The 22,857-nt window shown below is 61.4% G+C and carries 21 protein-coding genes; 8 read left to right on the top strand and 13 right to left on the bottom strand.

Annotated features, from left to right (window positions below; genetic code table 11):
- The first annotated feature begins 4 nt into the window (after nt 1–4).
- Together AC1DXN_RS25390 and AC1DXN_RS25385 are read left to right on the top strand one after the other, a co-directional pair.
- Complete coding sequence (locus tag AC1DXN_RS25390; protein ID WP_477276777.1) at nt 5–1,108, top strand: FecCD family ABC transporter permease; 1,104 nt, start codon at nt 5–7, stop codon at nt 1,106–1,108.
- Between the two features lie 7 nt (nt 1,109–1,115).
- Nucleotides 1,116–1,904 carry a heme ABC transporter ATP-binding protein gene (locus AC1DXN_RS25385; protein ID WP_477276775.1) on the top strand — a complete coding sequence of 263 codons (789 nt, stop codon included), beginning with the start codon at nt 1,116–1,118 and terminating at the stop codon, nt 1,902–1,904.
- On the opposite strand, the gene rirA is transcribed toward AC1DXN_RS25385, so the two are convergent.
- Nucleotides 1,905–2,366 (bottom strand): iron-responsive transcriptional regulator RirA, encoded by a 462-nt coding sequence (gene rirA, locus AC1DXN_RS25380; protein WP_477247890.1) that lies wholly within the window; start codon nt 2,364–2,366, stop codon nt 1,905–1,907.
- A gap of 203 nt (nt 2,367–2,569) precedes the next feature.
- On the opposite strand from rirA, the gene AC1DXN_RS25375 reads away from it, so the two are divergent.
- The 3 genes from AC1DXN_RS25375 (at nt 2,570) to AC1DXN_RS25365 (ending at nt 5,089) form a co-directional block, all read left to right on the top strand.
- Nucleotides 2,570–3,865 carry a DUF445 domain-containing protein gene (locus tag AC1DXN_RS25375; RefSeq protein ID WP_477276773.1) on the top strand — a complete coding sequence of 432 codons (1,296 nt, stop codon included), beginning with the start codon at nt 2,570–2,572 and terminating at the stop codon, nt 3,863–3,865.
- A 128-nt stretch (nt 3,866–3,993) separates the two neighbouring features.
- Nucleotides 3,994–4,422, top strand: a complete 429-nt coding sequence (locus AC1DXN_RS25370; protein ID WP_477276771.1) for a phasin family protein — start codon at nt 3,994–3,996, stop codon at nt 4,420–4,422.
- Between the two features lie 169 nt (nt 4,423–4,591).
- Nucleotides 4,592–5,089, top strand: a complete 498-nt coding sequence (locus tag AC1DXN_RS25365; RefSeq protein WP_477247895.1) for a MaoC family dehydratase — start codon at nt 4,592–4,594, stop codon at nt 5,087–5,089.
- Nucleotides 5,090–5,279: 190 nt separating this feature from the next.
- Here the strand turns inward: AC1DXN_RS25365 and AC1DXN_RS25360 are convergent, their stop codons facing one another.
- The gene (locus AC1DXN_RS25360; protein ID WP_477276769.1) at nt 5,280–6,725 is read right to left on the bottom strand and encodes an MFS transporter; all 1,446 of its coding nucleotides are present in this window, start codon (nt 6,723–6,725) and stop codon (nt 5,280–5,282) included.
- Between the two features lie 140 nt (nt 6,726–6,865).
- On the opposite strand from AC1DXN_RS25360, the gene AC1DXN_RS25355 reads away from it, so the two are divergent.
- Nucleotides 6,866–7,759, top strand: coding sequence for a LysR family transcriptional regulator (locus tag AC1DXN_RS25355; protein ID WP_477276767.1), 894 nt, complete (start codon nt 6,866–6,868; stop codon nt 7,757–7,759).
- 9 nt (nt 7,760–7,768) lie between these two features.
- Here AC1DXN_RS25355 and AC1DXN_RS25350 read toward each other — a convergent pair whose 3' ends face one another.
- Genes AC1DXN_RS25350 through AC1DXN_RS25340 form a run of 3 tightly spaced genes read right to left on the bottom strand, consistent with a single transcriptional unit; the run spans nt 7,769 to nt 10,194 of the window.
- On the bottom strand, nt 7,769–8,809 hold the full coding sequence (locus AC1DXN_RS25350) for a zinc-dependent alcohol dehydrogenase family protein (protein ID WP_477276765.1): 1,041 nt from the start codon (nt 8,807–8,809) through the stop codon (nt 7,769–7,771).
- 31 nt (nt 8,810–8,840) lie between these two features.
- A complete protein-coding gene (gene maiA, locus AC1DXN_RS25345; RefSeq protein ID WP_477276763.1) occupies nt 8,841–9,491 on the bottom strand; it encodes a maleylacetoacetate isomerase in 651 nt (216 codons plus the stop codon).
- A 4-nt stretch (nt 9,492–9,495) separates the two neighbouring features.
- A complete protein-coding gene (locus AC1DXN_RS25340) occupies nt 9,496–10,194 on the bottom strand; it encodes a fumarylacetoacetate hydrolase family protein (protein ID WP_477276761.1) in 699 nt (232 codons plus the stop codon).
- 181 nt (nt 10,195–10,375) lie between these two features.
- Between AC1DXN_RS25340 and AC1DXN_RS25335 the strand changes: the two genes are divergently transcribed.
- Nucleotides 10,376–11,059, top strand: a complete 684-nt coding sequence (locus AC1DXN_RS25335) for a response regulator (RefSeq protein WP_477247906.1) — start codon at nt 10,376–10,378, stop codon at nt 11,057–11,059.
- Between the two features lie 535 nt (nt 11,060–11,594).
- Here the strand turns inward: AC1DXN_RS25335 and AC1DXN_RS25330 are convergent.
- The 8 genes from AC1DXN_RS25330 to AC1DXN_RS25295 all read right to left on the bottom strand — a co-directional run bounded on the left by AC1DXN_RS25330 (nt 11,595) and on the right by AC1DXN_RS25295 (nt 22,077).
- On the bottom strand, nt 11,595–11,810 hold the full coding sequence (locus AC1DXN_RS25330) for a hypothetical protein (RefSeq protein ID WP_477276759.1): 216 nt from the start codon (nt 11,808–11,810) through the stop codon (nt 11,595–11,597).
- Between the two features lie 104 nt (nt 11,811–11,914).
- Entirely contained in the window at nt 11,915–12,112 is a 198-nt protein-coding gene (locus tag AC1DXN_RS25325) for a transposase (protein WP_477276757.1), read from the bottom strand.
- The gene (locus AC1DXN_RS25320) at nt 12,112–12,261 is read right to left on the bottom strand and encodes a hypothetical protein (RefSeq protein WP_477276756.1); all 150 of its coding nucleotides are present in this window, start codon (nt 12,259–12,261) and stop codon (nt 12,112–12,114) included. The genes AC1DXN_RS25325 and AC1DXN_RS25320 overlap by 1 nt, the downstream gene beginning before the upstream one ends.
- 97 nt (nt 12,262–12,358) lie before the next feature.
- Complete coding sequence (locus AC1DXN_RS25315) at nt 12,359–13,096, bottom strand: hypothetical protein (protein ID WP_477276754.1); 738 nt, start codon at nt 13,094–13,096, stop codon at nt 12,359–12,361.
- 19 nt (nt 13,097–13,115) lie between these two features.
- The gene (locus tag AC1DXN_RS25310) at nt 13,116–18,002 is read right to left on the bottom strand and encodes an RHS repeat-associated core domain-containing protein (protein WP_477276752.1); all 4,887 of its coding nucleotides are present in this window, start codon (nt 18,000–18,002) and stop codon (nt 13,116–13,118) included.
- Between the two features lie 122 nt (nt 18,003–18,124).
- Complete coding sequence (locus AC1DXN_RS25305; RefSeq protein ID WP_477276750.1) at nt 18,125–19,282, bottom strand: SpvB/TcaC N-terminal domain-containing protein; 1,158 nt, start codon at nt 19,280–19,282, stop codon at nt 18,125–18,127.
- A 232-nt stretch (nt 19,283–19,514) separates the two neighbouring features.
- Nucleotides 19,515–20,855, bottom strand: coding sequence for an ATP-binding response regulator (locus AC1DXN_RS25300; protein WP_477276748.1), 1,341 nt, complete (start codon nt 20,853–20,855; stop codon nt 19,515–19,517).
- A gap of 10 nt (nt 20,856–20,865) precedes the next feature.
- Entirely contained in the window at nt 20,866–22,077 is a 1,212-nt protein-coding gene (locus AC1DXN_RS25295) for an FIST N-terminal domain-containing protein (RefSeq protein WP_477276746.1), read from the bottom strand.
- Nucleotides 22,078–22,312: 235 nt separating this feature from the next.
- Here AC1DXN_RS25295 and AC1DXN_RS25290 point away from each other — a divergent pair, with 235 nt between their 5' ends.
- Nucleotides 22,313–22,813 carry a (2Fe-2S)-binding protein gene (locus AC1DXN_RS25290; RefSeq protein WP_477276744.1) on the top strand — a complete coding sequence of 167 codons (501 nt, stop codon included), beginning with the start codon at nt 22,313–22,315 and terminating at the stop codon, nt 22,811–22,813.
- Nucleotides 22,814–22,857: the final 44 nt, after the last annotated feature.

Here is a 22,857-nt window from a genome sequence, read left to right as displayed (position 1 = left end):
AATCATGACCAACCAATCGATCGCCGGCCCGGCGGGCACCATGGCGACCGCATCCGAAGGCGACCGTTCGGTCCGTGCCCGCATCGTCATCGTGCTTTTGTGCATTGGCCTTGCCGTCGCCGTGCTTTTGTCGCTGACCTCAGGCGCATCGGACGCGTCGGCCGTCGGCGTCGTTCGCGACTGGCTGCTGGGGGCGGTGTCTGATGATGCAGCGCTCAGCGCGCGCGACCGGCTGATCGTCTATGACATCCGCCTGCCGCGCGTCATTCTCGGCATGCTGATCGGCGCATCGCTCGCCGTCTCCGGCACAGTCATGCAAGGGCTGTTCCGCAACCCGTTGGCCGACCCCGGCCTGATCGGCGTCTCCGCCGGATCGAGTCTTGGCGCGGTCGCCGTCATCGTCCTTGGCGGCACCGTTCTAGCGCCCTTTGTTGCGGCACTGGGCACGCTGGCCTTACCGCTGGCGGCATTCTGCGGCGGGCTGGCGACGACGCTGGTGCTGTATCAGGTCGCCACAAGACAAGGCCGCACGTCGGTCGCCACCATGCTGCTTGCCGGCATTGCGCTGGCGGCGCTCGCCATGGCGCTGACCGGCATCCTGATCTTCATGGCCGACGACCGGCAGTTGCGCGACCTGACTTTTTGGCAACTCGGCTCGCTGGCCGGCGCGACCTGGCAAAAGATCGGTTCCGTCGGGCCGGTCATGGTGCTGGCGCTGGCGGCAATGCCGTTTTTGGCGCGCGGCCTCAACGCATTGGCGCTGGGCGAAGCCACCGCCGGCCATCTCGGCATCCCGGTGCAGCGGCTGAAATACACGGCCATCGTCGGCGTCTCGGCGGCGGTCGGCGCGTCTGTCGCTTTCAGCGGCGGCATCGGCTTCGTCGGCATCGTCGTGCCGCATCTGTTGCGCCTGGCCATTGGCCCGGACAACCGCTACCTGCTGCCGGCGTCGGCACTGCTCGGCGCCTCACTGCTGCTCTTGGCCGACGCCGTCGCCCGCACCATCGTGGCGCCGGCCGAACTGCCGATCGGCATCGTCACCGCGATATCAGGCGCGCCGTTCTTTCTCTGGATCCTGCTGCGCAAGCGCGGCGTGATTGACCTGTGAGGCCATCATGATCGAAGCACGCGATGTCTCGGTGGCGATCGGCGGCAAGTGCATTGTCGCCAATGTCGATTTCGCCACGCGGCCCGGCGAAATCGCGGCAATCGTCGGCCCCAACGGCTCGGGCAAGACGACATTTCTCAAGGCGCTCTCCGGCGACCTTGCCTATTCGGGCCACGTCACGATCAACGGCCGCGATCTGTCGGCGATGAAGCCGGTCGAGGCCGCGACATTGCGCGCCGTGCTGCCGCAGGCGACCACACTGTCCTTTCCGTTCACGGTGCGCGAGATCGTCAGGCTCGGCCTCATCGGCGGGCGCTCCGGCGCGCTGCCCGGCGAAAACGAACGCTTGCCGGAACGGGCGCTGGCGCGCGTCGATCTCGACGGCTTTGCCGGCCGTTTCTACCAGGAGCTTTCGGGCGGCGAGCAGCAGCGCGTGCAGCTTGCCCGCGTACTGTGCCAGGTGTGGGAGCCGGCGCTCGACGGCAAGCCGCGCTACCTGTTCCTCGACGAGCCGGTCTCCAGCCTCGACATCAAGCACCAGCTGATCATCATGAACATCGCCCGCGATTTTGCCAGGCGCGGCGGCGGCGTGGTCGCCATTCTGCACGACCTCAATCTGACGACCATGTATGCCGACCGGATCTTCGTCATGCATCGCGGCAGGCTTGCCGCCACCGGCTCGCCGCAAGATGTGCTCAGCGACGAACTGATCGAAAGAGTGTTCGATTGCCGGCTGAAAGTCGGCGTTCTGCCCGCCGCAAACATGCCGTTCGTGCTGCCGCAATCGGCAGCATAGTCAGGCGGCGGGCGCTCGGCGCTCCAGCATGTCGATGCCGAGGAGATGGCGCACATTCGGGCGCGCCGCCACCATATCGGCGATTGTGTAGCGCGACAGCACGGCGAAGAAGGCGTTGAGCGCTTCGCGCAGCGCCGAATTCAGCGCGCAGCTGTCGATCAGCGGGCATTCGGCCGCGTCGTTCTCGAAGCACTCGGCCATGGCGAAGCTCTCTTCCGTCACCCGCACCACATCGAAAAGGCTGATCTGCTCGGCGGGGCGGCCAAGCCTGACACCGCCATTCCTGCCGCGCACCGTCTCGACCATGCCGTGTTCGACCAGCGGCTGCAGGATCTTGAACAGAAACAGCTCCGATACCGAATAGGCGGCTGCGATCTCGGGAATGCGGCTCAACCGTTCGGTGTTGGCGGCGCAATACATCAGGATGCGCATGGCATAGTTGGTCTGGCGGGTCAGCCGCATTTTATCCTCACGAAGCAGTAGCTTGAGCCCAATATGGCCCATACCTTGGAACAATTCCAGACTGGCACCGCATAATAGATGAATACACCCGTCAACTTTATGTGCGCCATCGCGCAGACCGTGAACCGGCTTCTTCGGCGGCGGGCATTCCGGCAAGCGCGATACTAGATAAGATCGAAAGATCGACCAGGAAACGCATATCCATGTCACGAGCCGTCCAGGCCTTTGCGCCCATCCAGTCAGACGCGGATACGTACGCCAAGCTGTCTGCGCTCAGGCGCACCAAATTCGTCGCCACCGCCGCGCTCGTGCTTTGCGTCCTCATCTTTGCCGTGGCCAAGTCGTTCGAGGGCCGCCACCCCTGGCTGGGTTTTGTCGCCGCCTTCGCCGAGGCGGCGACGATCGGCGGGCTGGCCGACTGGTATGCGGTGGTGGCACTGTTCAAGCGGCCGCTCGGCCTGCCGATCCCGCACACCGCCATCATCCCGGAGAATCAGAGCCGCATTGCCGATAATCTCGGCCGGTTCATCGAGGTCAATTTCCTGGCACCCGAGCCGGTGCGCGAAAAGCTCGCCGAGGTCGACTTTTCGGCGCTCGTCGCCGACTGGCTGTCGGACCATGAGCGCGCCGCCGGCCTGTCACATTTCGTCGGCCGGCTGGTGCCGCAGACGCTGGCGGCCGTTGAGCAATCCGGCCTGCGCGGTTTCGTCACCAGCCGCATGCTGGAGCAGATCGAAAAGGTGCCGCTGGCGCCGCTGGCCGCCGAACTGCTATCGGCCCTGACCGACGACCGCCGCCACCAAAAACTGTTCGACGAGTTCACCAAGGTGATCGGCCGGTTCCTCAGCGACGGGCAGGCGCTGGCGACGATGCGCGAAAAGATTCGCGAGGAACTGCCGTCACTGTTCAACCTGTTCAGAGCCGACGCCTATCTGTTGAAGAAGATCGTCGCTTCCGCCGGTTCGTTGCTCGACGAGGTGCGGGCCGATCCCGATCACCCGATGCGGGCCGAATTCGACCACTTCGCCCAGGCCTTCATCGAAAAGCTGAGGACATCCAAGCAGTATGCCAAGCGCGCCGAGAAGCTGAAGCGGGATTTCCTTGCCCGACCGGAGCTGAAGGCGCTGGCCGGCGACATGTGGGAGAGCATGCGCCTGTTCATCGAACAGGATGCCAAGGCGCCAAATTCGATGATCCGCAGCCATCTCGCCAACATGTTCGTCGAAGTCGGCCGCCATTTGGCCCACGATCCGCAGATCAGGGCCGACATGAACCAGGGCTTTGTCGTGGCGCTGTCGTCCTTCGTCGAGAGCCAGAAGAGCGGCGTGTCGAAGTTCATCGCCGACCAGGTCAAGCGCTGGGACCTTGCCCAGCTGACAAGGCTGATCGAAATGAACATCGGCCGGGACCTCCAATATATCCGGTTCAACGGCATGGTCATCGGCGGTCTTGCCGGCGTCGTGCTCTATGTTGTCGAGCGGTTGTTTCTCGCCAACTAGCGTAAAGCGATCCCCGGGCTCTTTCGCGACAGGTGATTCTACTGCGCGTGCGAATGGACACGCGGCACGCGAGTGCTATTCTGCCCTGCGGGTGCCCAGCATCTGCGGCAACAGGGGAGAGAACGACAATGGCAAAACGACCTGAGACTGACTCCTTCATGGACATGTTCAGCCGGTTCGGCCGCGACCTGAAGGTGCCCAATGTCGATGTCGAGGCGATCCTCAGTCATCATCGCAAGAACCTCGAAGCGCTTGAAAAATCAGCCAAAGCGGGCGCCGCCGGGGCGTCCTCGCTATTGTCCAGGCAGCGCGAGATGCTGCAGGACACGCTGCGCGAAATCACCGATATGGCGCAGAGCTACAGAGCGCCAGGCAATCCGCAGGAGTTCATGACCAACCAGGCGGCATTCGCCCGAAAATCCTTCGAGGCAGCGTTGAAGAATGCCGGCGAGGTCGCCGAACTGGTCAAGAGTTCCGGCACAGAATCTGTCGAAATCCTGCGCAACCGGATCAAGGAAGCGATGGAGGAGATCCGCGCCGGCTACGACAAGAAGTGATTTCTGCAGCGTGCGCCGTCTTCTCCTGGCGCAGTCTGACCGCTTCCGGCGCGGCCGCGAGCCAAAGCGCCATCCAGCCCGAAACGGCGGAACGGATTTGCACGCGGCGAATTGACAGAGGCTGTCGGTTCGTGGTCCGGAGGCAGGCGAAGTGATCGGGAAAGCAGGAATGACGGAAATACGGCCTAAAACGCCGCCGACCTTTGAACAGCTGCGGACAATGGCCGGGCAGGAGCTCGGCGTGTCCGAGTGGACGACGGTCGATCAGCACCGCATCGACCAGTTTGCCGAATGCACGGGCGACCATCAATGGATCCATGTCGATCCGGAGCGGGCGAAGCGGCAAAGCCCGTTTCGCACCACGATTGCGCATGGCTATCTGACACTGTCGATCATCGGCGCGCTTGCGCTCGGCATGGGCATCGTGCCCGAAAACACCCAGGCCGCCTTCAACTACGGTTTTGACAAGGTGCGTTTCCTGTCGCCGGTCAGGGTCGGCAAGCGCATCAGGCTGCGCACCACGCTGCTTTCGGTGGATGACAGGGGGCCCGGCCAGTATCTGATGAAGGCCGCAAACACCGTCGAGATCGAAGGCGAGCCGAGGCCGGCGCTGACCGCCGAAACGCTGGTCATGCTTTATGAGCGCCGCAAGCGCGCAGGCGCCTGAGAGCCTGTTTGGAAATTCTGGCGGCCATCTGATGGCGTTTTCTGCGCTTCCGTTGCTCACGGACCCAAATGTCCGCTGCGCTCCGGTTCTCGAAACCACCACCATATGACTCGCCAGAGCGAATTTCGAAACAGTCTCTGAGAGGCATTTGCCAAGACATGCGCGCTCGATCGCCCGCCTCCGAAATGCCTCAGGAAACATTGGGTTCGGAGCGACCAGTGACGCGGGCCGTGAGCAGCGCCAGGAACAGTGCGGCCACTGCCAAGGCCGTCGCCGTCTGAAAGGTGATCTGCATTCCGTGAGCGGCTGCGGCTGAGCTCAACATGTCATGGTTTTCCTGTCCTCCCGCCGACGCGACCGCAAACACAGCGCCCATCACCGATGCGCCGGTGATAAGGCCGAGATTGCGCGACAGGTTGAGCAGGCCGGAGACGACGCCACGCTCGCCAGCGCCGACACCGGTCATGACTGCTGCATTGTTGGCGGTCTGGAACAAAGCGTAGCCAACGCAGGTGACAGCGACCGGCATGGCATAGCTGGCAATGCCGAGTTCCGTCCGGGCCAACGACAGGAGGAAGCTGCCCGCGGTGAGACTGAACAGGCCGGCAATCATCATCCGATGGGCGCCGAAACGATCGACCAGCCGTCCTGCCAGCAGCGCCGACAGGGAGGAAACAAGCGGACCTGTGGAAAGCACCAGCCCGACCCTGGCGGCGTCCAGCCCGAGCCCGCGCGACAAATAGAATGGGGCAACCACCAGCGTCGCCATCATTACGGTGGCGACGACGAGGTTCATGGCGAGGCTTGCATTCAACGTAGGGTCGCGGAATTTTGCCGGCTGGATCAAAGGGTTCTCGACCTTTGTCTGCGCAAACACGAACAGAACGACACCGACGCCAGCCGCGATCAGCAGGCCGACATTGAGGGCGCCAAAACTGCCGCGGCCAAGCGTCATGGCCAGTGCATAGGCGGCCAGCGTCAGGGCGAGCAAGACCATGCCGATCCCGTCGAAACCTTGGCCTGCTCCCGCTGCCTTGTTTGCTGCCGGCAGAGCGCGCCAGGCCAGGGCAAAGGCTAGCAGACCGAGCGGCACATTGACGAGGAAGATCGCGCGCCAGCCGAGGCCGGCGATCAGCAGGCCGCCAAGCGAGGGGCCGAGTGTGGTGCCGATCGCCGACATGGCGCCGAGCAGGCCCATGGCGCTGCCGGTCCTTTCCCTGGCGACGGTTTCGGCGACGAAGGCCAATGTCAGGGCCATCATCATGGCCGCACCAAGCCCTTGGGCGGCCCGCGCGGCGATCAACAGCCAAAGGGTTGGCGCCAGGCCGCATAGCACCGATGCCGATGTGAACAAAGCGATGCCGCCAAGCAGCAGCGGCCGGCGGCCGAAAATGTCGGCGAGCCGCCCGGCGCTGACGATCAAGGTGGTGATGGCGAGCAGATAGGCAAGGACCACCCATTGCACGGACTGGAACGACGCGCCGAACGCCTGCATCAGGGAGGGAAGCCCGACACTGGCGATGCTGGTGCCGAGCGACGACAACAATGTGCAAAGCGCCAGGCTTGCCAGCGCCCATCCCGCCGATTGGATTTTTCCAGGCGCGGATGCCCGCAGATTTTGCTCAGCAACTGTCATGTGACTTCCTTTCCGTCAGATCCCGAAACCAGGGCTTTCAGAGATCTAATCTCCTAGGTGATGTGGCGGAACGCGCAGCATTTGCATCTTATTCATGCATGAAACGCCACATCATTGCCGATCTGTGCTAGGGTCGGCTGATGTCATCGCCTGATCTCAACCTGCTTGTCGCCCTGGATATCCTGCTGACCGAAGGCAGCGTGGCGCGCGCCGCCGAACGGCTAAGGCTTAGCCCCTCGGCGATGAGCCGGACGCTGGCGCGGTTGCGCGAGACGACAGGCGATCCGCTGCTGGTCCGCGCCGGTCGCGGCCTGGTGCCGACGCCGCGCGCCCTGGAATTGCGGCAGCAGGCAGGCCGTGTCGTTCAGGATGCGGAAGCGCTGCTGCGCCCGGCCAAACTGCTTGACCTCTCAGGCCTGGAGCGGACTTTCACGCTGCGCACCAATGAAAGCTTCGTCGAGGAGTTTGGCCCGCGCCTTGTCGCCCGCATCGAAGCGGACGCGCCTCACGTCCGGCTGCGTTTTGCACCGAAATCCGACAAGGATGTCATGTCGTTGCGCGAAGCGGCGATCGATCTGGAGATTGGCGTCGCCGGTGAAACCGGACCCGAAGTGCGTATCCAGGCGCTGTTTCGCGATCGCTTTATCGGCGCCGTGCGAAGGGGCCATCCGCTGAGCGAGGGCATCGTGACAGCGGAGCGCTATGCGGCCGGCCGGCACATCAATGTTTCACGGCGGGGTCGCGAAAGAGGGCCGATCGACGAGGCCTTGAGCCGGCTCGGGCTGCAGCGGACAGTCGTGTGCATGGTTTCCGGCTTCTCGGCCACGCTCGCCATGGCGCGCGCATCCGACCTGGTCGCCAGCGTCCCCGAGCGGCACACGCAAGGGGCTCGAGCCGGCATGCACAGTTTTGCGCTGCCTGTGATGACGCCGGAGGTCACCATTTCGATGCTCTGGCATCCGCGCCTCGACGCTGACCCGGCGCAACGCTGGCTGCGCGACTGCGTGCGGGAGGTTTGTGCGACGTCGCGCTGAAGGGTGGCGCTAAAACTTCGTCACCACGCCAATGCCGATGCCTTCGAAGCCGCCCATGGCCATCAAGGCCGCGGGCGCTTCGTCGAGGCTGATCTTCTTGCCGACCAGCAATTCGGGCTTCAGCTTGCCGCTGCGGATCATCTCCATCATCGCGGGATAACGGTGGGCCTGCATGCCGTGGCTGCCGAGGATTTCGAGCTCGAAGGCGATCACCTTGTCCATTGGCACTTGCGGGCGGGCGTGGTCACCCAGCATCAGGCCGACCTGCACATGGCGGCCGCGGCGGCGCAAATTGGCAATCGAGTTGAACGAGGTGGTGGGGTGGCCGAGCGCGTCCATCGACATATGCACGCCGCCATTGGTCATCTGCTTGACCGCCTTGACCACGTTGGGCGTCTTGGCTGCATTGATGGTGGCGACAGCGCCGATCTTCCTGGCGAAATCCAGTTTTTCGTCGGTCAGGTCGATGGCGATGACGTTGGCGCCCATGGCGCTGGCGATCATGATGGCCGACAGGCCGACACCGCCGCAGCCATGCACCGCCACCCATTCGCCGGGTTTGACGCGGCCTTGGTCGACGATTGCGCGGAACGAGGTGACGAAGCGGCAGCCGAGACTGGCGGCGGTGGCGAATTCCATCTCGTCGGGCAAGCGCACGAGATTGGTGTCGGCATGGTCGATGGCGACATATTCGGCGAACGAGCCCCAGCTGTTGAAGCCGGGCTGCGACTGGTGCTCGCAGACCTGATGGTTGCCCGAGTTGCATTCGAAGCAGCGGCCGCAGCCGACGGCAAACGGCACGGTGACGCGCTCGCCGGCCTTCCAGCGGGTGACCCGCTTGCCGACGGCGACCACGATGCCGGCCAGTTCATGGCCCGGCACATGCGGCAGCGTGATATCGGCGTCATGACCCATCCACCCATGCCAGTCGCTGCGGCACAGCCCAGTCGCCTCGACCTTGATGACGACGCCTTCCGGCGCCGGCTTCGGATCGGCAACGGTCTGGATCGTCGGCGCTTCGCCGAACTTTTCGAAGACGACGGCTTTCATCGGCAGTTCCTCATGCTTTTATCCCAATCGCCTATTCGGCATCGATCTGCTTCTCTGGCGCCGCCTTCTGGAAGGCTGGCAGCGCCATGCAGGCGGCGTGGATACGCGATATCGTGGGGTATGGCGTCAGGTCGACGCCGAAGCGGGCGTTGCTGGCGATCTGGGCAACCAGGCAGATGTCGGCCAGGCCGGGCGTGTCGCCATTGCAGAATGTTTTTGTCTGCGGCGACGAAGCCAGAATCTTTTCAAGCGGCTGGAAACCTTCGTTCACCCAGTGCCGGAACCAGTTGACGACATCCTGGTCGCCGGCGCCGAACAAATTGCGCAGCGAGGTCAGCACACGCAGATTGTTCACCGGGTGGATATCGCAGGCGATCATCTGCGCCAGCATCCTGACGCGGGCACGGCCAAGCGCATCCCTGGGCAGCAGCGGCGGGTCGGGCGTCGTCTCGTCGAGATACTCGATGATCGCCAGCGACTGCGTCAGCAGCGTGCCGCCCTCCAGGATCAGCGCCGGCACCAGCCCTTGCGGGTTGACCGAGAGATAGGTGGGCTCGAGATGCTCGCCATGGCGCAGATGATGCGGCACGTAGTCATAGGTCAGGCCCTTCATCTCCAGCGCGATCCGCACGCGGTAGGAGGTGGAGGAGCGGTAGTAATTGTGGAGGACGAGGTCGCTCATCGGATCACTCCCTCGGCTGGCCGATGGTCACTTCGATTGCGCCGATGCCATCGACGCCGCCGGTGATCGTCTGGCCCGGCCCAACCGCGCCGACGCCGGCCGGCGTGCCGGTGAAGATCAGGTCGCCGGGCTGCAGTTCCACCGCCTCGCTGCAGATCGAGACGATGTCTGCTATCGGCCAGATCAGCTCGGCGAGGTCGCCGTCCTGTCTCATCTTGCCGTCGACGGCGAGCCAGATGCGGCCTTTTTCAGGATGCCCGGACTTCGATGCTGGAACCAGCGGACCGCAAGGGGCGGAACGGTCGAAGGCTTTGGACCAGTCCCACGGCCGCGCCGCTTTCTTGGCTTCATCCTGCAGGTCGCGGCGTGTGAGGTCGACGCCAACGCCGTAACCCCAGACATGATCCAGCGCCCGGTCACGCGCAATGCGGAAGCCGGCCTTGCCGATCGCGACAACCAGTTCGATCTCGTGGTGCAGGTTCTTGGTCAGCGGCGGATAGGGGATCGCGGTGCCGGAATCGACCACCGCGTCGCTCGGCTTGGTGAAGAAGAAGGGCGGATCGCGCTCGTCATTGCCGAGTTCGCGGGCATGCGCGGCGTAGTTGCGACCGACGCAGAAGATGCGGCGCACCGCAAAACGCTCCGCCGAGCCGGCGACGGCCACGGAAGGTGTTGCGGGCAAGGGAAGGACGTAGGCTGTCATGCACTGTCTCTGCTCGGGGTTTGCGCCGGCACATTCGACCGATTTGGACGGCCGGGCAAGGCATGGTGGTTGAGAAAGCCGGACATCACCGGTTGGCAAAAGATGGCGATAGACTATTTGCCAATAAGCTGGCCATGGTCGCGGGTCTATTGTCGGCCAGGGAGAAAGCAAAACGAACGCCATGACCACAGTCCACGATCGCGCCCGGTTTCTCATCATCGACGACCATCCGCTGTTTCGCGAGGCGCTGCACAGCGCGGTGCAGATGGCCTATCCCGAAGTCGACACGGTGGAAGCGCGCTCGATCACCGAGGCGCTCGACCTTCTGGCTGACGCCAAGCCGTTCGACCTGGCGCTGCTCGACCTCAGCATGCCTGACGTGCATGGCTTTGATGGACTGCTGCAGCTGAGGACCCGCTATCCGCGCCTGCCGGTGGTCATCGTTTCGGGTCACGAAGAGCCAAAAATCATTTCCGAGGCGCTGTCCTACGGTGCGGCCGGCTTCATCCCGAAATCGGCGCGCAAGAGCGACCTGGCCGCCGCCATCCGTTCGGTGATGGAGGGCGCGATCTATGTACCGGAAACCTATGAGGGCCAGCCGCCGGACGCCGACAGCACCGACCGTGCCGACATGGTGCAGCGCCTGGCCAAGCTGACGCCGCAGCAACTCAGGGTGCTGCAGATGCTGCGCCAGGGCCTGCTCAACAAGCAGATCGCCTATGAGCTGCAGGTCGGCGAGACCACGGTCAAGGCGCATGTCTCGGAAATCCTGCGCAAGCTCAATGTTTATAGCCGCACGCAGGCCGTGATCGAGGTGTCGAAGCTGGACAATGCGGAGCTGTTTCGCGATCAGGCGGGGTTTTGATCTTTCTTACCCTCCCCCTTGTGGGGAGGGTCGATCCGCGAAGCGGAGCGGGGTGGGGATCCCAAAGAAGGAGCGAAACTCCTCTAGAGCTTCCTCAAAATCGCAGGTTAGTCTTCTAGATTCTAGCTCCATACCTTTTTTCAAAGACCTTTCAAGCATCATTGAAAATCCTCTGCTCGTCTCGGTCAAGAGAAACGATTTGATGCTCTCTCGATCATCTTGATTCCATATCTTTTCCGGCATAAATATATCAATAGTAGATATTCCGGTTTTAGTACTTACTCGTAAATTATAGAACCCGCACTTGCTCCAACTGACGACACTCCCGTCGATACGAAGTACGAACGCGAATTTGTCTAGAATCGCGCCGTAGCCTCGCGAGCATCGATCAGCCAACAACCGGCGCAACGTCAAATAGTACGGAGAAACTGCTGTGTCAGCATCCATGCTGCCGGCTTGGACTGCGAGCGTTACATAGTTTTTCGTCATTCATCACCTTTTCGTCGCTCGCATCGCCAGTCTCGTGTGCCTAGTTTCAGGAATTACGGTGACAGTGCACTTTTTCCTTGCGCCGCCTGCCTCGTTTTCCTGGTTTTACGGCTTTGCCGGTTTGCGCGGCGATCCGGTCCTGAAAGGCTTCGCTGCCCACCGGCCGACCGATGCTCTCGGCCTTGCGCAGTGCGTCGAAAGCCGCGACATCGGTCTCGATCAAATCGAACAGCCCCGTCGACGATGGCAGCCGGTCCGTCATCGGCCTCAGATCCGTAACGCCGTCGGGTTCGCCCGTCAGATGCGCCCGGGCGCTTGACCAGGGCCAATCCGAGGTGTGTTTCACCAGTCCCGCGCGCACGGGGTTCAGCCCGACATAGCGCACGCCGACAAGAGGTGATCCTCGTCCATGGCGATGGCGCCGAAGCGGCCTTGCCAGAAATGCCCGGTTTTCCTTAGCCGCGCATGGATGGTACCGGCGTAGGCGCGATGCACCCTGGCAAGCGGGCGCCGCAGGCCATCGGGGTCGGCCGGCGTCAGGATCAGGTGGACATGGTTCGGCATCAGGGCCAGATACCGACATCGGCGAGGCGGCAATGCTCGACCAACAGGTTCGTGTAGAGGGCATAGTCTTCGGACGTGAAAAACACTTTGGCGCGCTGCGTCACGTGGTGCGGCAGATCGGGAATGACGATGCGGGCGAGGCGAGCCATGCGGTCAATCTATACACGGGAAAGTGCACTGTCACCGTTATTTCCATAATTTCGTAATTTGGCGATTTGTCTCACACCTAGTCCAGAGATGCCATCCTTAATGCAAGGTCGGACGAAGGTATGAAGAAATTGCTTGAATGATCGACAAAACAGTCCCAATTTCTTGGAAATTTCCCTTACTCTTAGATATCGTCCATTCGAGTTCTGGCATGTCTGGTAAATCTAAATTATTTCGAAGGGACAACGCATTGAAATGATTTTGATCAAAGAAAGAGGGATCGCCTGGACCATAGTATGGAAACTTGAATCTAAACCAAATCTTACCACCGTATCGACACTTTATCGCCATGCTTATTGACACTCTATTCTCAAACTGATCAGTTAAGAACCCTGTGAAAACCAAATCACCAGCATCAAATTCCACACTCGTATGCTCTAGACCAACTTGTGGGGCGGCCTTAATTAAATATTCTCTCGCCTCTTTGGAATTTTTAAATCGTACTTCAGAAGTATTAAGTTGGAGTGGAGAATTATGATATCCTGTTTCTAGTCTCCACTCATGTACTGATTTCTGAAAATTCTTAAATACTTCTTTTGTGTCAGCGTCCAATTCGCATCCTGTTGTATCAGCCACTCGAACATCGGTGATCATATTTCTTATCTGCTTGACGGTGTATCCAGAGCGCTCTGACCAAAAATCCGTCGCGATAAGCCAAGGTGAATTGTAGTTAATCCTTACAAAGGCGCCGTCATGGCTATCAAAGTCTCTGAGAATGACCGCAAACAAATTGCGCAAACTCTGTTTTTTTGTCTCGGACGCAGAACCAGAATACATAAACACCTCAAATGGTCTCTTAGGGCGAACGAGGCTTTAGCGGGCCAATCGGCCCGGGTAAAAAGCCGACAGGTCCTCTCTCTAGCCCCTGTCTCAATGCTGATAGGGCGTCGGTCGTCCAATTGCTCGCATTTTGTTTAGCGTTATCTAAGACGTCGGTTCCCGTTTTGACAAGATCGTAGTGTGCGATGCCGGGAGTGGGGCTGTTGTAAGTCACTACATTGTAGTTATTGAGGTCGGTCCCTACAATTTGACCGACGACTGCCCGATCTTTGACCGCTTCTGCGATCTCTTGGGGGGTGGCCGCTCGCAAGGTGATTCCCAAGGTTTGTGCTGCCGCCTCCCATCGCGCAGCTTGGGCAGCGTCTTTGGCCTGAAGCGCCGGACTACTCTTGTGAGTTACTGGCTTCCAGTCAAAATAGATTGCGGTTTTTGGTCCGATAAACGCAACCGCATCAGGTCTGCTTTGAATCCCGATTCGACCTTTACTAGGTAAGAACCCTAGTAGATCCTTAGCTAATTGCTTCAAACTGACTTCCGGGGTGAATGTATGTTCTTTGTTATTTCCTCCTGAAAGACTTGAGGCCAACTTATCGTGCGCAAATGTTCCATTGATCGAATTAAATCTTGATTCAGTTTCGCCGCTCTCAACCACGTGCCCATTCGGATCGCTCTTGTTGACGGGATCATTTTGAGCATAAGCATATCGGTTGGTGCCGACCCCTTCCTTCGCCGGATCCCAATCGTCCGGCGAGATGAACCTCCCGAGCACGGGATCCATGTATCGTGCATTGAGATAGAGCAGCCCGGTCTCGGGGTCGAAACGCTCGCCGATATAGCCCTTTTGCGTCTGGAAGCCGGTGTTGAGGCGCTCGCCATAGGTGGCGTAGTTGGTGGCTTCGGCGATATTGCCCGAGGCATCGGTGACCATACGCACCGAGGCCAAATGATCGCGGTGCAGGAAGGCTTTGGTGGTGCCGGTGACCTTGATGTCGGGATGCGGATAGCGGGTATATATCTCCGCGCCCGGTGTCGCCGGGTCGATTTCGACCGAGGCATCCGGATAGAGCGTGGTGGCGAAGGATGAGCTCTTCTTGGCCCGCGCGCCGTCCGGTCCGTAGAACAGCGACACGGTGTTGGCGGCGAGGGTGACCGTCTTCAGCCGATTGGCCTCGTCCCAGACAAGCGTTCTGGTGTCGTCGGAGGTCATGTTGCCATTGGCGTCATAGGCCAGCGTTTTGACGCCGACTGAGGTTGGCGCATGCGGACGCGCCGCGCTCGCTGCGGGATAGACATAGGTGCCGGCAACACGGGTGCGCGAGGTCATGTTGTCGTTGGCGGCGTAGACGAAGGTTTCGTCGAGCGTGTTGTCGCCGAGATTGTCGCTCGCGGTCAGCCGGTCAGCGTTGTCGTAGACATAGGTCCAACTGTCGGAGGCCGTGAGCCCCGTCGTGCCGGTGATGCGGCCGAGGTTGTCACGCGCATACTGATCGTCAAGCAGGACCGTTGCTCCCCTGGCCGTGGTGACACGGGTCAGCCAGCGGCGGGTCGGCGAGTAGGCGAAGGACGTCTTCACACCGTTGGCGTAGGTGATCTCCTTGGTCTGGCCGTCAGCCTCATAGATTGTCGAGGTGATGAAGCCGGGGGCGGAGGCGAGCCTGTTGCCGGCGGTGTATTGCAGCGGGGCAGCCATCGTGCCGAAGTCGAGCTGCACCGGCAGATACTGTGTGGCCAGCGTCTGGCCCGAGGCATCGCGAACGCTTGATGTGGTGTGGGTCAGCGTGCCGATGGTGGCATCTTGCCGCGCGAGCTTGCCGAAGCCGTCATATTTGTAGCTCTGCGTGGCGGCAGGGTTTTGCGACGTCGTCAGCTGGCCGATGTTGAAGTAACCGGCGGCTGCCTCGTCGTAGGTGTTCTGCGTCTGCGTCATGGCACTGCCGCCCGGCGCCGTTGCCGTTTTCAGCGTCAACCGGTCCATCTGGTCATAGGCCAGCGTGGTGATGGTGCCCCTGGCATCGGTCTGGCTGACCAGCCGGTTGGCGGGGTCATAGGTATAGGACCAGGTGCCGAGATCGGGATCCGACGCCGTCAGCCGGTTGCCCAGCATGTCGTAGGTGTAGGCCCAGGTCGAACCGCCGGGATCGGTCACCCCGATCAACCGGCCAAGCAGGTCATAGCCTCGGTTCTCCGTCAGGCTGAGACCGCCTTGGTCACGCATGATGCCGGCGATATCGCCTCGCGTAGTCGACCAGGTTTTGGTCTGATGGCCGAGTTCATCGGTCAGGATTACTGCGTAAAGTCGTGGGTTGGGTGTGCCGATTGTGTCCGTAAGGAAGTGCACATAGGTCCGCTGACTGGCATCGGCATTGACCGTCGTCACCAGCCGGTCGGCCCAGTCGTAGCTGTTGGTGGTCCATTGCGCGGCCTCGCCGACAAAGCGCGGGAAGGCGGTGCGCAGCACATTGCCACGTGGGTCGTAGTCGGTCTCGGCAATGCGTCTTGCGCCGGCCGCCGTCTCGCCGGGTGTTTCCACGCGGTAGACGCGGCCAAGCCCGTCATAGAAGGAGCGGGTAAAATCCTCGCCGGCGCCATTGGGCAGCGGCGTGTATTTGACCAGCGCCTGTGTCGCCGGATTGCCCTCATTCTCAAAACGTGTCTTGGCGTAGGCGCCAGTGACGCTCTGCGAGACCTGGTAGGGCCGGCAGAAGGGGTCGTAGGTGAAGGTTTTGACGATGCCGTTCGGGTCGGTCCTGGTCGCCGGCAATCCGCAGGTTGCATTGTAGGTGGCGGTCGAGACAAAGCGTGTGTCGGCCGGTTGACCACCCGTCGCGAAGTAGCGCGGTGCCCGCTCGGTCACCGGAAAGAGGTGATAGGTCGCGTCATAGTCCCATTCGGTCCTTTGGCCGAGGTCGTTGCTGGCCGCGATCTTGTTGCCAAAGCTGTCGTAGGCAAAATACTGACGCGTCATCTTCTGCGGCGTCGAATAGACGTCGCCAAAGCTCAGCGCCAGGGTGAGGTTTCCCTTGGTCGGTACCGCCCAGACGTCGGTGCTGCCGTCGTAGTAATTGTGCCTGTAGCTGACATAGGGATCGCTACCAGTGAGACCGGCATGCGTGCGTTCGGCAATCAGCGCCGAGACGATGTAGGCGCTCGTGTTGGGCGAGAAGAACCGTTCCGTCCAGGTCTCGTCGCCGCTCAGATCGGTGCGGCCATGATCCTTAAGGCTGACAACATTGTTGTAGGCGTCGAACAACCGCTCGGCCCGCAAACTACGCACGACACTGCCCTCGGTGACCGTCGTGTCGGTCGCTGTGTTCTGCACAGTATAGGGTTTTGCCGCGGTGTTGACCGCGTAGGTCTCGGCCACCTGCTTGTGCACGACGCCAGCGCCATCCTTCCACACCGTCAGCGAGGGCAGGCCATAGCTCGCCAGGTCCTGCCGATACGTCGTCTCGATCTTCGATGGCGCCGTCTCGCCATTGGCCAGCGGTTTGGTCTCGACGATCGAGGCGAAGCCCAGGAACTTGCGCGCCGACGGATCGTATTTGCCGCCGGCATAGACATAGCTCGACACGGAAGTCTGGCCGCGGCCGTCGCCAACCGAAAGCTTCGACACCGCATGCACCACCTGCGGCAGGTAGTTGTTCACCCAGGTCGACGATGGCGCGTATTCGACCGCGACCGTTCCGCCGAGTTCTGTGGTGACTTGGCGCAGAAGATTCGGGTTGCCGGCGCCTGCGTTCGAGATGAACATGTGGCTGTAGTCGGTCAGGTCCGGCAGACCGTCGCCATTGAAGTCGCCGATCACCGTGCCGGCATTCATAGCGGCGGGCAGCGTGAACTGAACCGGAGTCATCGCTGTCGACGACGGGCGCAGGGAGAAAACCCTCACCGTGCCGGTCCTCAACGGCTGAGTGGTTACTGTGCCACCGATCGTAATGACGTCAATACGGCCATCGTTGTCGAAATCGCGGAGGCTCGCCGTGGTGCCGGCTATCGAGGAAACCGAATAGCTCTTGAAACCAAGGCCGGTCGACAGCCATAATCCGGCGCTGCCGTTGCCGGTGTAGCGGAACAGATCTGTCGCGCCGTCGCCATTGATGTCGCCCAGAACGCAGGTACCGGTCGAATATTGCACTGTAGGGCAGTTAATCGCGAATGACGTCCCGCTGGCTTGCCATGTGCCGTTGGAAAGCACACCCTTCTTGACCGAACTGCCGGCTATGAACAATGGCTGCTGTCGGCCATTGCCAAGGAAATCACCAATGCCAATGACTTGTGGCAACCCATCATTGACATTGAGGTTGTCAATGCCATCGGCATCGGCATCGGCAGCGAAAGTCGGGACATCAGGACTCGTGGCCGAACTGGTGCCGTAACGCACGGCACTGCAGACGGATTGATAGCCGGCCGGTGGCGTGGGGCTGCAGGGAACTTTCGTCAGCGCCAATTGAGTGTCGGTCAGCAGGACTTCCGAGGTCGCCGAATAGCTGCAGATGTCGCTGCCATTGTGAGTTGGATGGCAAGATTTGCTGATAGAATATTGACTGAAATCAACTGTGTTTTTGGTTGAAATAAAACGGCCTGAATCTGAGAAGTAATTTAGTTCCGTGGTCGATCCTGAATCGGACGACATGAGATATATAGATTTTGTGTCAGAGCGCGCTCCGTTCGAGCCGAATCTTATAATTTGCTTGTAGGTTTTGGTTATTGTTGTGGTCTCTCCACTGCTCCCTCCTGTTCTTTGATTAAACGACTCAGTATATTCACCAAAAACCTCATCTCGGCCGTCAAAATCTAGATCTCCGACGTCACGCAGCTTAGCGTAACTTCTGTTGGGGGGTGGAGGCTCATACATCGGAGTATTGACGGTCGAGTACACCCCATCGGTGTTCTGATAGGTCATCTGGCCGAGCACCTTCGCGGTACCGCCGGTGATGGTTCCGTCGGCGGCGATGGCCGCATCAGTGCCGTAGCGCGTGACGGCAGTAACGCGTGAGGCGTTGGAGAACGGCGCCTGGTCGTAGGTCAGCTTGTAGGCGCTGCGCAGCGCGCCGCCGACCTTGACACTGACAGCCTTGATGCGCTGGCTGGCTCGGAGATATCACGGCCATTGCCCATCAGGATCAAATCGGGCCGCGTCTCCAGATAGAACTTCACCACGGTGCCATTGTAGCTGATGGCATCGGGGTAGCAGACCGGGCTGGCCGGGCAGGTATAGCTGTAGGCAACGCTGTTGCCGTTGGTATCAGTGACCAAGGTCAACAGCCAACGATAGCTCATGGCCAGATCAAAGGCCGGCGTGCCGGCAGTCGGCGTGAGGTTGGCGACCGCAGCGACAGAACGGAAGGTCGAGACCGTGCCATCGCGATCGGTCACTTTCCATTCATTGGTGGTGCCGTTCAGCGCAATGCGGCGATAGGATTCATTCTCGGTGGCATGCGTGCCGCCGGTCGCGCAGGAGGGCGACACCATGCCGGCCACGCAAGCGACCAGTGCCTGCCCGTCGAGCAGATAGACGTCATTGGCATCGAAGGCCGGCATGCCATAGCCTGATGTGGCCCGCTCGATGACATCGAAACCGTCGACACCCCAGGCATAGCCAAGCCAGCCCTGATAGAGGCCGCCGGTCTTGGTCTTGCGCGAGGAATTGTAGGTGAGCGCGATCGACGGCTCGATGCCGTGGAAGTCTGTCACATCGATGCCGATGCCATAACCCAGATTGCCGTTGCCGGCGGCCTTGGGCAAATCCACCTTCGGCGTGCCGATCGCTTCGGGGTCTGATGGCGTCGCTTCGGCTGCAGCAGCCATAGCCGCCGCTGCCGCCGGCTCCTCAGGTGCGGCCTCGGTATCGGTCGTCTTGGCCTCGGTCGCCTTGGCATCGGCCGGTTTGGCGACGATTTTGGCCGCGGCATCTGGGCTATCCGCCGCCGGCGCTTCGCCGGTATCTCCTGTCGCGCCTGCTGCCGGTTGACTTGCCGCCGAAGTTCCATTGTCGGCCGGCTGCCCGGTACCCAGCGCCGCCCCGCCATTGCCGAAGCCTGCCGGCGCGCCAGGAGGGGGTGAGGGCGTCTCCTGCGCAAAAGCTACACTCCCAGCACTTCCACCAATAAAAGCGACACAGGATATATCCGCGCCGAAGACGCCTGCGACAAGCATAGTCGCGCCAAGAAGCAACCGTTTCATGATTCCCCCGAATCCAGTTGCCCACCAATACTCCGGCGACACTTTGCGGATACGACGTCGTCTTGCCGCAAATCAAATATCCACAGGTTTATTTTGAAATAGGAAAGAGCCCGGACGGGTCCAAAACGGGCGGTTGGTTCTGGCGGGCTCCATTTCATGATTGGCCGGTGAAGCCGATCCGATACGCCGTCTGCCGCCGCCTTCTTGCCAGCAATGGGGAGTGACCGGTCTCCTAAGCCAGCAAATGCGCCAATAGTGCCCGCAATTGCGCCGGCTTCAGCGGTTTGCGCATCAGCTCGATGCCGGCCGCGCGGGCGGCTTTCACCACCGCTTCGGAACTGTCGGCGGTGACGATCAGCGCCGGCACGGCACGGCCGACATAGTCGCGAACCTCGGCGATGGTGGCGGTGCCGAGGTCGCCGCCGTCGAGATGCTGGTCGGCAATGACGATGTCCGGCACCCAGTCGGTATCGCCGAGCAGGCTGAGCGCGTCATCGGTCGAGGTGGCGGCGCGCACCAGGCATTGCCAGCGCTCGAGCAGGAAGGTCATCGCCTGCAACACGTCGGCGTCGTTTTCGACCAGCAGCACCTTGGTGCCGAACAGGCCGTAGCCGCGCGGCCGTTCCATGTCGGCGGCGCTGGCGATGGCGTCGGCCGTCGCCCCTATGCCGACCGGAACGTCGATGTGGAAAATCGTGCCGCGTCCGACCTTGGATGAGAAGGTCACGGGATGGCCGAGCGCGGCGGCCATGCGCCGCACGATGGCCAGGCCCAGCCCCAGCCCGCCGCCGGCAAGTCCGGCATCGGCCGGCGTGGTGCCGCGCTGGAACTCCTCGAACACCGTCTCGCGCTGGTCGTCTGGAATGCCGCAGCCGGTGTCGGCGACGTCGATACGGATGGTGTCGCCACGATGCCTGGTGCCGATAAGGACGCCGCCGGAGCGGGTATAGTGCAGCGCGTTGGAAAGGATGTTCTGCAGAATGCGGCGCAACAAGGTGCGGTCGGAACGCACGACGGTGCTGACCGGGCGAAACTTCAGCGTCAGCCCCTTCATCTTGGCAACCGGCAGGAAATCCGAACGCAGCGACGAAAACAGCGTCTCCAGATTGACGTCGCCAATGTCGGGCTGCACGACGCCGGCATCGAGCTTGGAAATGTCCAGCAGCGTGCGCAGCAGGTCTTCCATCGTCTCCAGCGACCGCTCGACCTGGCGGACCAGCTTTCTGCCTTCGTCGCTGGTCTGCACCTCGGCCAGCGCCGAGACGGACAGATGCGCCGCGTTCAGCGGCTGCAGCACGTCGTGACTGGCCGCCGCCAGGAACCTGGTCTTGGAGAGGTTCGCCAGCTCGGCGTTTTCCTTGGCGGCGCTGAGGTCGATATTGGACTGTTCGAGCCGGCGCAAGGTCGAATGCAGTTCCTCGGTGCGCGTGCGCACCCGGTTTTCCAGCGAAATCGCTGTCTGAAACAGCGAGAAGGCGTTGCCCTGCTGGTCCATCGAGCGCTCGACCCGGCTGACCAGTGCGGCATTGATCTTCTTCAGCTTCTCGAGGTCATTGATGTCCCTGAGCGGCATGGAAAAGATCCTATTCCGCCGCCTGGCGTTCGCCGAAGGCAATGCCGGTAAAGGTCTGGTTCAAATGCATCGAGCGGTACTGTTCGCCATAGGTGCCGAAGCCGATGACATTGTTGACCCGGTAGAGTTCCGAAATGTCGCGAAAGACCTGGCGGTTGCGGGCGTCGAGCCGGCGCAGCACGCAATCGAAACCGAGGATCATGTCGATGCCGCCCAGCCGCTGCTCGACGTCCCTCAGCGCCGCACGCGTCGATTCCACCATGTCTTTCGGCTGGGCGATGGACAGAACCACGCCATCGTCGATGGCGCAGAAGAACGACAGCGAGCCGTCCGGGTGCATCTTCTGGATCGAGCGGCAGTAATATTCGCCACCCACCTTCACCACCACCGGATGCGAGGCGAAACTCAGCGGCGTCAGCGTCTGCGGCATGATACCGACCGAGGCGGCATATTCCTCCGCGGCATTGATGGCGTTGAACTCGCGCACGATGCGGTGATCGGGGTCGGACGCCGTCACCACCAGTTTTTCATCGGTGGGAACGAAATTGTCGGTCTTGAAGACGTGGAAAGGAATTTCCGTTGATATCAGCACGATGATGGCGCTGTCCGAGGTGACCTTGCCGTTCGAGATCAGCCGCGTCGTCTCGAATTTCAGATCATCGCCCGCCGATCCGCCAATCAGCGGAATGTCGTCGAGCCCCCAATGGATGGCCGAGGTCACCGCCTCCTCGGCATAGGACAGGCCGTCGATGAAGCAGAGCGCAAACGTGCTTTTGGCCGGTTCGTGCGCGACGCGGCCACGCAGCAGGCGCCGCAGTGCTCCGACTTCGCCGGTGATCCTGTCCATCCCCGACGAGGAGAGATTGTCGACCATGGTGCTGGCCACCGAAAATGCTGCGGAGGGGAGCAGCAAGGCAAGGATATGGCCTTCCTCCAGGCCTTGCGGGGTGATTTCGCCGGCGGTCGAGCAGCCGGCATAGGCAAGCGCCGGCGCGTGGGCCTTCAGCGCTTCCGACAGGGCCGTTGCATCGACGAGGCTCTGGGAGAAAAAGATGAGCGCGAAGCCGGCATCGATGAGTAAAGCTTCGGCCGCTATCGCCCGGGCAAAAGCATCCGCGTCGGGCTCGTCCGTGGTGAGCGCCGACAGGCCGGATGCGTAGCTCCTGCGTGAACTGGCCAGCGGCTTTCTCCTGCGTTCCCTCCGACGCTTTTTTGTGCGCATCGGGCGCGCGGGCGTCGAAAGGGATTGTTGTCTTCAAGCGAGGCTTTGGCAATGGGCCAGGCCTATTCGGCGTGACCGAAAGTACAATATGCGGAATTTCGGACGAACTGCATGCTCGCAACCTCGGAATTCGTAGCCTTTTTCCCGCGCGTTATGCGGTATAGCAATAGCGAAAGCCGGAGCGCCCAGGCAGCAGCGGCGGCCAAACGACCAAGGTAGTACCCAGGGAGGTTTCATGTCTGAAATATCGTTGATGGTGAACGGAAAGCGGGTCAGCGGTGTTGCCGAGGGCCGCACACTTCTGGTGCATTTCCTGAGAGAGAATCTGGGCCTCACCGGGACCCATGTCGGCTGCGACACCTCGCAGTGCGGCACTTGCGTCGTTCATGTCGACGGCAAGGCGGTGAAGTCGTGCTCGATGCTCGCCGTGCAAGCCTCCGGCTCCAGCATCGTCACCATCGAAGGGCTGGCCAATGGCGCCGACCTGCATCCGGTGCAGGCGGCATTCAAGGAGCATCACGGCCTGCAATGCGGCTTCTGCACGCCAGGCATGATCATGACGGCAACCGATATGATCGCCCGCCATCCCGAAGGCCTCGACGAGGCAACGGTACGCGCCGAGCTGGAAGGCAACATCTGCCGCTGCACCGGCTACCACAACATCGTGAAGGCGATCCTCGCGGCATCCAAGACGATGTCGAAGGCGTCGAAGGGCAAGGCGAAACAGGCTGCGTGAGGGATGAAGCGAGTAGCGAATAGTGAGTAGCGAGTAGTCGGCTT

This window comes from Mesorhizobium sp. P2_H9 (assembly GCF_056403215.1).
The sequence above is the reverse complement of the archived record's forward strand: the minus strand, read 5'-3'. Positions and strand labels throughout refer to the sequence as shown.